At 71.8% G+C, this 8618-nt stretch carries 9 protein-coding genes; 4 read left to right on the forward strand and 5 right to left on the reverse strand.

The genetic code is table 11. The annotated features are described in order from the left end of the window. Positions 1–30: 30 nt before the first annotated feature. A complete protein-coding gene (locus tag E2651_RS17855; protein WP_135332148.1) occupies positions 31–1629 on the forward strand; it encodes an alpha-amylase family glycosyl hydrolase in 1599 nt (532 codons plus the stop codon). Between the two features lie 48 nt (positions 1630–1677). On the opposite strand, the gene E2651_RS17860 is transcribed toward E2651_RS17855, so the two are convergent. Together E2651_RS17860 and E2651_RS17865 are read right to left on the reverse strand one after the other, a co-directional pair. After that, a complete protein-coding gene (locus E2651_RS17860) occupies positions 1678–2259 on the reverse strand; it encodes an isochorismatase family protein (RefSeq protein WP_135332157.1) in 582 nt (193 codons plus the stop codon). 16 nt (positions 2260–2275) lie between these two features. Continuing rightward, positions 2276–3520, reverse strand: coding sequence for an amidohydrolase family protein (locus E2651_RS17865; protein ID WP_348541645.1), 1245 nt, complete (start codon positions 3518–3520; stop codon positions 2276–2278). 131 nt (positions 3521–3651) lie between these two features. Here E2651_RS17865 and E2651_RS17870 point away from each other — a divergent pair, with 131 nt between their 5' ends. Beyond that, on the forward strand, positions 3652–3951 hold the full coding sequence (locus tag E2651_RS17870) for a DUF1232 domain-containing protein (protein ID WP_135332149.1): 300 nt from the start codon (positions 3652–3654) through the stop codon (positions 3949–3951). Here the strand turns inward: E2651_RS17870 and E2651_RS17875 are convergent. Beyond that, positions 3922–4641, reverse strand: a complete 720-nt coding sequence (locus E2651_RS17875; RefSeq protein ID WP_135332150.1) for a DUF2470 domain-containing protein — start codon at positions 4639–4641, stop codon at positions 3922–3924. The two genes, E2651_RS17870 and E2651_RS17875, sit on opposite strands and share 30 nt — an antisense overlap. 182 nt (positions 4642–4823) lie before the next feature. On the opposite strand from E2651_RS17875, the gene E2651_RS17880 reads away from it, so the two are divergent. Further along, entirely contained in the window at positions 4824–5672 is an 849-nt protein-coding gene (locus E2651_RS17880) for a fumarylacetoacetate hydrolase family protein (protein ID WP_135332151.1), read from the forward strand. 146 nt (positions 5673–5818) lie between these two features. Here the strand turns inward: E2651_RS17880 and E2651_RS17885 are convergent, their stop codons facing one another. After that, positions 5819–6451 carry an MBL fold metallo-hydrolase gene (locus tag E2651_RS17885; RefSeq protein WP_135332152.1) on the reverse strand — a complete coding sequence of 211 codons (633 nt, stop codon included), beginning with the start codon at positions 6449–6451 and terminating at the stop codon, positions 5819–5821. Then, on the reverse strand, positions 6451–7536 hold the full coding sequence (locus tag E2651_RS17890; RefSeq protein ID WP_135332153.1) for an S-(hydroxymethyl)mycothiol dehydrogenase: 1086 nt from the start codon (positions 7534–7536) through the stop codon (positions 6451–6453). The genes E2651_RS17885 and E2651_RS17890 overlap by 1 nt, the downstream gene beginning before the upstream one ends. A 138-nt stretch (positions 7537–7674) precedes the next feature. On the opposite strand from E2651_RS17890, the gene E2651_RS17895 reads away from it, so the two are divergent. Beyond that, positions 7675–8457 carry an ABC transporter permease gene (locus E2651_RS17895; protein WP_135332154.1) on the forward strand — a complete coding sequence of 261 codons (783 nt, stop codon included), beginning with the start codon at positions 7675–7677 and terminating at the stop codon, positions 8455–8457. Positions 8458–8618: the final 161 nt, after the last annotated feature.

Genomic DNA, 8618 nt, shown 5'->3' on the forward strand with positions numbered 1-8618 from the left:
TACATACGAGGGAAAGGCTGTACCCGTTCCATGACTTCGTTCCGCCCCGCGCCCGCCTGGCTCTCCGACGCCGTCTTCTACCAGATCTATCCGCAGTCCTTCGCCGACTCCGACGGCGACGGGATCGGTGACTTCAACGGCATCACCGGGCATCTCGACCACCTGGCCTGGCTCGGGGTCGACACCGTCTGGATCAATCCCTGCTTCGCCTCGCCGTTCCGCGACGCCGGATACGACGTGGCGGACTATCTCTCCGTCGCGCCCCGTTACGGCACGAACGACGACCTGGCCAAGCTGGTGGACGAGGCGGGCCGGCGCGGCATCCGGGTCCTCCTCGACCTGGTGGCCGGTCACACCTCCGACCGGCATCCGTGGTTCACCGCGTCCGCCGACGACCCGGACGACCACCGTTACATCTGGGCGCCCGACGGCTGCCCGGACGGCTTCGTACGCTCGCCGGGCTCCCGCCCCGGCGCGTATCTGCCGAACTTCTTCGACTCCCAGCCCGCCCTCAACTTCGGCTACGCCCGCCTCGATCCGGCCGAGCCGTGGCGGCAGCGGGTCGACGCCGAGGGACCGCGCGCCAACCGCGCCGCACTGCGCGACGTCATGCACCACTGGCTGCGACTCGGCCTCGCCGGGTTCCGGGTCGACATGGCGCACTCGCTGGTCAAGGACGACCCGGACCGCAGCGCCACGGCGGCGGTCTGGACCGAACTGCGCGGCTGGCTGGACGCCGCACATCCGGATGCGGTGCTCCTGTCGGAGTGGGGTGATCCCGCGGTGTCCGTCCCCGCCGGGTTCCACGCCGACTTCTTCCTCCAGTTCGGCGGCCCCACCGACGGCCGGCCGCTGCGCTCCCTGTGGAACAACCGCGCGGGCACCGACTCCGAGGTGTGGGATCCCGTCGCCCCGTTCTTCGACCCGAGCGGCCAGGGCTCCCCCGATACGTTCGTCGAGGCGTGGCGGGCGGCCCGCGCGGCCGTCGGCGACGCCGGGCACATCTCGCTGCCCACCTCCAACCACGACTTCTCACGCCTCAACTGCGGTCCGCGCACCGCCGAACAGCTCCCCGCCGCCTTCGCCTTCCAGCTCACCTGGCCCACGCTCCCGGCGATCTACTACGGCGACGAGATCGGCATGCGCTACATCCCCGGCCTGCCCGACACCGAGGGCAGCGTGCTCGGCCCGCACTACAACCGGGCGGGATCACGCACCCCCATGCAGTGGGACGACGGCCCCGGCGCGGGCTTCTCCACCGCCCCGGAAGACCGCCTCTACCTCCCGCTGGACCCGGACCCACAGCGGCCCACCGTCGCGGCCCAGCGCGCCGACGACACCTCGCTGCTGCATCTCGTACGCCGCCTGATCGCGCTGCGCAAGGCCTCCCCCGAGCTGGGCCCGGACGGCTCGGTGGAGGTGCTGCACAGCGGCTATCCGTTCGTGTACGTCAGGGGCGGGCGCTTTCTCGTCGTGGTCAATCCGCGCAGCGCGCCTGCGGCGTTCACCACCGATGTCGTGGCCGGTGCGGCTCCGCGCGCCCTGGAGGCGGCGGGCGTGGAGGCGGAGGGCGGCGCGGTCACGGCGCGGGGATTCGGGTACGGGGTCTTCGATCTCGGACCCCGCTGATTCCCTGGCCGCACCACGGGCTGCGGCCTACCGCGCACCACGTACCGCCTACGGCTTGGTGAAGTCGACGTCCCGGGCCCTCGCGACGATCTCGACCTCGTCGCCGAGGGCCCATTCGGCGACCCGCGACACCATCGCCGCCGGGACCGCGTCGCTGATTCCCTCGGCGGCGGGAATGTCGTACGTCGCGTGCGCGTCGTGCGGCAGGACGACGCGGAAGTCCCGTTCCAGAGCGGTCCGCGCGGTCGAGAGAACGCACATCTCGGACTGCACCCCGCAGATGGCGAGGTCGTGCACGCCCGCATCGGCGAGCAGCTCCCCGAGCCCGGTCTCCTCGAATCCGTCGTCGACGGTCTTGCGGAGGATCGCCTCTCCCCTGTCGGCGTCCACAGGGAGGTGGATCTGCCAGCCGGGCGTGCCGGGCTCGTCGACGGCTCCCGGTTCGCCGTCGTTCTGGAGCTGGATGACGAGGGCGCCGGCGGCGCGGGCCCGCGTGATGAGGTCGATCGTACGGTCCAGGACGCGGGCCGCGTCCGGTACGGCGCCGTCGCCGGAGACGAAGGCGGACTGCATGTCGACGACCAGCAGGGCCTGAACGGGCTTCGTGGTCCTGGCTATGGGCTGTTCCATGGGCTGCCCATTGTTGTCACTCACGGTCCACCATCTTGCCGTTCGCCATGACCAGTTGTACGTCTCCCAGGGCCGCCACGTCCTTGAGCGGATCGCCGCGCACCGCGATCAGGTCGGCGCGGTAGCCGGTGGCCAGGCGTCCGACGTGGTCGGCGATGCCCAGGGCGTCGGCGGCCTCCGTGGTGGCCATGTCGATGACGCGGTCCGGTTCGATGCCCAGGTGCTGGTAGAAGCCGAGGCTCTGGGCCAGGCCGTCGCAGCCCGCGCGCTGGACTCCCGCGTCCGTTCCGGCGATCAGGCGGGCGCCGTGTTCCGCCATGGTCCGCACCTGGTCGAACATCGCCTTGGCCCGTTCGGCGCCGAAGAACATGGGCAGCATCCGCCAGTTGGGGCTGATGGTGGGGCAGATCCGGATGCCCTTGGCGACGATGGCGTCCAGGACGTCCTCGCGCAGGTCGAGGCCCTTGCGGGTCATCCAGGTGCAGTGCTCGATGGTGTCGACGCCTGCCATCACGGCGGCCACGATCCCCGCGGTGCCATGTCCGTGCGCGGCGACCGGCAGCCCCGCCCGGTGCGCCTCGCGGACGACGGCGCGGATCTCGGGGGCGCCGAACTGGGTCTGCCAGGTGGCGGGGCCGCCGTGGGTGAGGCCACCGCCGGTGGCCATCACCTTGATGACGTCGGCGCCCAGTTCGGCGTTGCGGCGCACCAGGGCGCGGATCTCGTCCTCGCCGTCGACCTCGCCGCCGAGGAACCAGCAGTGGCCGCCCTTGGTGGTCAGCGGTGTGGTGGCGGCGACGATGCGGGGTCCGGGCACGGTGCCCCCGGCGATCGCCTCGCGCAGCCGCAGGGTGAGGCGGCCCCGGTCGCCGAGGTCGCGCACGGTGGTCACTCCGCTGTCCAGGAACTGGCGCGCCCGCTCCTCCATGGCGAGCATCAACGTGCGGTCGTCGTGGGCGTCCAGGACGGCCACGGGGTCCTTGCTCGCGTCGAAGACCAGGTGGACATGGGCGTCGATGAGGCCGGGCAGCACCGTGGCGCCGGGCAGCGCAAGGCGCCGCGCCCCGTCGCGCGCCATCGGCTCGACGGCGCCGCGGGGCCCCGCGGCGACGATGGCCGCGCCGTCCGTCAGAACGGCGCCGTCCTTGACGTACTGGCCGCGCGGCCCGGTCAGAACCCGCCCTGCCGTGATCAACGTCTGGCTCATCTCGACCTTTCCCACAAGGAGTTGGCGGATCCGGCGGTCATTGCCGGGTTCCATCGTCCGTCATGGGAGGGCGGAACGGGATGTTCTGGCGGCCGTCACCCTGTGGACGCCGCCTACGCGCGCTGTCCGGCAGGGGCGCATAGCCTGGGGCGGAGCGCCCCGCTCAGGACGGAGGTCAGGGTCTGATGAGCACGGAAGTCACGGTCCTCCTCATGGCCGCCGGGGTCCTGGCCGCCGCCACGCTGGCGGTCGCGATCGCCCTGCTCGTACGGCTTGTCAGGGCGCGCCGCAGGCTGCGCGGGGCGGGGTTGCCGGTGGAACGGCGGTGGGTGTTCTGGGGTGCTGTCGCCTATCTCGTACTGCCCGCGGACCTGCTGCCCGATCCGGTGTTCCTCGACGACATCGGAGTGCTCGTGCTCGCACTGCGCTCGATGCGAAAGGAGCTGTCGGCGGGCTCAGGACTCGGGAGTCGCGGGGCGCAGTAGCGGGCGGCGCACATGCCGGGCCTTGGTCAGCAGGATGTGCATGCGCTCGGTCACCTGGGAGACGTCCTCGACGGGCTCGTCGAACGGCAGCCGCACATCGGCCTGGCTGCGCGCCCGCTCCAGGCGCAGGGTGAGGCCGTACCGGTCGATGGCGAGCGGGCGTACGCGGACCACTCCGTACAGGCTGTCGGCGCGCACGAGCCGGGTCAGCTGCTCGACGGCGTCCTCGTGCGCGTCGGCGAGGTGGGTGAGCAGCCGCGCCTCGGCCTCGGCGAGCGGGTCGGGGGCCGTCAGGGCGAGTTCGTCGAGGCCGATGCCGATCCGCTCGCCGGTGGCGTCGTGCAGCACGGCGCAGGTCGGCGCGAAGACGAAACGCTCGCCGTCGGGCACGAGCGACCCCGAGAGCCACAGCCGGGCCCTGATCCGGTCCCTGACCGGCACCGGAGAGACATCGGCGAGTTCCAGCAGGGTGGACGGCTCGCCGCGCGGCGCGCAGATCATCGCGGTGGCCAGTGCGCTGTCCCGCGGCGGGACCAGCAGGACCGTGCCGTCCGCGCCGACGCTGTGCGCGCCGACGAGTTCGTCCCTGCCGATCTCCGTGGTCACCGCGCAGGACCACGCGGTGGCGAGCACGGAACGCGCGCGTGCCGCTGCTGTGGGCAGGGTCGTGCTGATGTGACGGACACCCATTCGTCAACCTCCATTAGGTAAGCCTTGCCTAACTTAACCGAGATCAAGAGTGGGTGCTACCAGGCGGGGCCGACTTCTGCCTCCTATGCCTGTTCGAAGGGCTCCCTCCGGTGCACCCTGTGGGGGCGACTCCCGCGATCGCTTGACCGCGATCTCCCTTACCGCACAGGAGAGTTCACCCCATGCGTCTCATGCGCATCGGCGAGCCCGGCCGCGAACGGCCCGTCCTCGCCTCGTCCGGCGGCCGGCACCATGATCTCTCGTCCGTCACCCGCGACATCGACGGCGCCTTCCTCGCCGCCCTGTCCGACGACCCGTCGCTCGTCCCCGACGCCTCCGGCCTGCCCGAGACGGACATCACCGGGCAGCGCGTCGGCGCCCCCATAGCCCGCCCGTCCGCCGTGCTCTGCGTCGGGCAGAACTACGCCGCCCACGCCGCCGAATCAGGCTCCGAGCCGCCGGAGGAGCCGATCCTCTTCTACAAGGCGCCGAACACCGTCATCGGCCCGTACGACGACGTCCTCATCCCGCGCGGCTCGAAGAAGACCGACTGGGAGGTGGAACTCGCCGTCGTCATCGGGCGTCGGACCTCCTACCTCGACTCACCCGCCGACGCGCTCGCCCATGTCGCGGGCTACGCCGTCAGCAACGACGTCTCCGAACGCGCCTTCCAGCTGGAGCAGTCGGGCGGCCAGTGGTCCAAGGGCAAGAGCTGCGCGACGTTCAACCCGCTGGGGCCCGTCCTGGTGACCGCCGATGAGGTCGGCGACCCTCAAGACCTGCGTCTGCGGTCGTACGTGAACGGGGACGTCCGGCAGGACTCCGTGTCCGCCGACATGATCTTCGGCGTCGCGGAGCTCGTGCACCACCTGTCGCAGTACCTCGTCCTCGAACCCGGCGATGTCATCAACACCGGTACGCCGCAAGGCGTCGCCCTCTCCGGGCGCTTCCCCTACCTGGCCCCCGGCGACGTGATGGAGATGGAGATCTCGGGCCTCGGGACACAGCGCAGCCGCTGTACTCCTGCGTGACCTCCGCCAGGTCGATCTCGTCGGCGAGGGCGGACGGCACACGGCTGGCGGCCTCGGGGGCACCGGGGCACCGGGGCACCGGGCGCTTCGGCCGGCTCGTCCAAGGCGGCGGGCCCGTCCGGCACGGAGCCCGCCGCCGTACCCGCTCAGTGCCCTCGAGCGATCCACTCCTCCAGATGCGGCGCCTCGGCGCCGATCGTGGTGCTGTCGCCGTGACCGGTCCGCACCACCGTCTGCGGCGGCAGCGCAAGGAGACGGTCCCTGATCGAGTCGACGATCGTCGGAAAGTCGCTGAACGAACGGCCCGTCGCTCCCGGCCCGCCCGCGAAGAGCGTGTCGCCGGTGAAGACGGTGCCAAGCTCCGGCGCGTACAGGCTGACCGCGCCCAGGCAGTGGCCCGGCGTGTGCAGGACCCGCAGGGCCGTGCCCGCCACGGTCAGTTCCTGCCCGTCGGCCAGCTCGCCGTCGGGGGCGCGGTCGGGGTGGGTCTGCTTCCACAGCTCCGCGTCGGCGGGGTGCAGCAGGATCGGCGCGCCGGTGCGGGCGGCGAGCGCGGGGGCCGCGTCGATGTGGTCGTCGTGCGCGTGCGTACAGACGATCGCGACGACGCGGCGGTCCCCGACGGCTGCCGCGATGGCGTCCGCGTCGTGCGCGGCGTCGATGACGACGACCTCGCTGTCGTCACCCACGATCCATACGTTGTTGTCGACGTCCCAGGTGCCGCCGTCGAGGGAGAAGGTCCCGGACGTGACGAGGTGGTCGATGCGGGCGGCCGCCATCAGAAGACCACCACCGAACGCAGGACGTCCCCGTGGTGCATCCGCTCGAAGGCCTTCTCCACGTCCTCCAGGGCGATCGTCTCGGAGACGAACGCGTCCAGGTCGAGCCGCCCCTGCCGGTAGAGGTCGATGAGCATCGGGAAGTCGCGTGAGGGCAGACAGTCCCCGTACCACGACGACTTGAGCGCGCCGCCGCGGCCGAAGACGTCGAGCAGCGGCAGGTCGATGCGCATCTCCGGTGTCGGCACGCCGACCAGGACGACCGTGCCCGCCAAGTCGCGGGCGTAGAAGGCCTGTTCGTACGTCTCCGGGCGGCCGACCGCCTCGATGACGACGTCGGCTCCGTTGCCGCCGGTCAGCTCGCGGATCGCCTCGATCGGGTCCGCCGTGCGGGAGTTGACGGTGTGCGTGGCGCCCAGGCTCTTGGCGGTCTGCAGCTTCTTGTCGTCGATGTCGACCGCGATGATCTTCGCGGCGCCCGCGAGCCGCGCGCCCACGACGGCCGCGTTGCCGACACCGCCGCAGCCGATGACGGCGACCGAGTCTCCCCGGCCGACCTCTCCGGTGTTGATGGCGGCGCCGAGCCCGGCCATCACGCCACAGCCGAGGAGTCCCGCCGCGGCGGGCGATGCGGCCGGGTCGACCTTGGTGCACTGGCCCGCGGCGACGAGCGTCTTCTCGGCGAAGGCGCCGATACCGAGGGCGGGCGAGAGTTCGGTGCCGTCGGTGAGGGTCATCTTCTGCTTGGCGTTGTGCGTGTCGAAGCAGTACTGGGGGCGCCCACGCAGGCAGGCGCGGCACTGACCGCACACCGCACGCCAGTTGAGGATCACGAAGTCGCCCGGCGCGACCTCGGTGACGCCGTCGCCGACCGACTCGACGACGCCCGCGGCCTCATGGCCGAGGAGGAAGGGGAAGTCGTCGTTGATGCCGCCCTCGCGGTAGTGCAGGTCGGTATGACAGACGCCGCACGCCTGCACCTTCACCACGGCTTCTCCGGGGCCCGGGTCCGGCACGACGATCGTCTCGATCCTTACCGGCTCGCCCTTCGCGCGGGCGATCACGCCCTGTACCTGCTGCGCCATGAGGTCAGCCCTTCTTTCTTCGGCATCACATGTTCCTCCGGCATCCTCACATCCTGGGCACCTCCTCGACGACCCGCTCGCACAGGTTGCGACGGCCGATTCCGATCTCCTGGGCGCGCCGCCGCCTAGGGTGGGCGGGTGCGTGATCTCGCTGCTCAGGCCCTGCTTCCGGTCAATGCGACGCTCGGTGCGGCGCTGCTCGTGCTGCTGCTTGTCGCGGCCGCGACGGCTGCCGTGTTCCGGCTGTCCCCCGACGGCTCGTACGGCAGGGCGCGCGAGATCGTGGTGGCCGGGGTGCGGGCGGCCGCGCAACTGGGCGCGGTGTCCCTGGTGATCGGCTGGGTGATCCACCACCTGGCGGCGCTCTTCGCCTTCCTGCTCCTGATGTTCGCCGTCGCCGCGCGCACCGCGGGGCGACGCATCACCGAGAACGGCAGCTGGTGGTGGGCGGCGCTGCCGATCGCGGGTCCCGTCGTCCCGGTGGTGACCGGCCTCACGCTGGCCGGACTGCTCCCGGTGCGGGGCATCGCCATGATCCCGGTGACCGGCATCCTCATCGGCGGTGCGCTGACGGCGACCGTCCTTGCCGGCCGCCGGGCCCTGGACGAACTCCACGCCCGCAAGGGCGAGTTCGAGGCGGGCCTGGCCCTCGGTCTGCTCCCCCGGGACGCCCGCCTGGAGGTGATCCGCCCCGCCGCGTCGGACGCCCTGCTCCCCGGACTCGACCAGACCCGCACGGTGGGCCTGGTCACGCTGCCGGGAGCGTTCGTCGGCATGCTCCTGGGCGGCGCGTCCCCCGCCCTCGCGGGCGCGGTGCAACTGTTCGTACTGATCGCCCTGATGGCGGTCCAGGCGATCGCGGTCGCGGTGACCGTCGAGCTGGTCGCCTACGACCGCCTGAACCGCACGAAGCCGGCGTGAACGGCGACGCTCCCTGAGCGGGTAACGCTCCCTGAGCGGGTAACGCTCCCTGAGCGGGTAACGCTCCTTGAGCCGGCGCGGACTTCGTCAGCGGGATCGTCGGCGGCTTCGGGCGGAGGTGCGGCGGTCGGCCCTGGCCTGGGCCGCGGCACGGGTGGGGG

This window comes from Streptomyces sp. MZ04, from assembly GCF_004684775.1.
GTDB lineage: Bacteria > Actinomycetota > Actinomycetes > Streptomycetales > Streptomycetaceae > Streptomyces.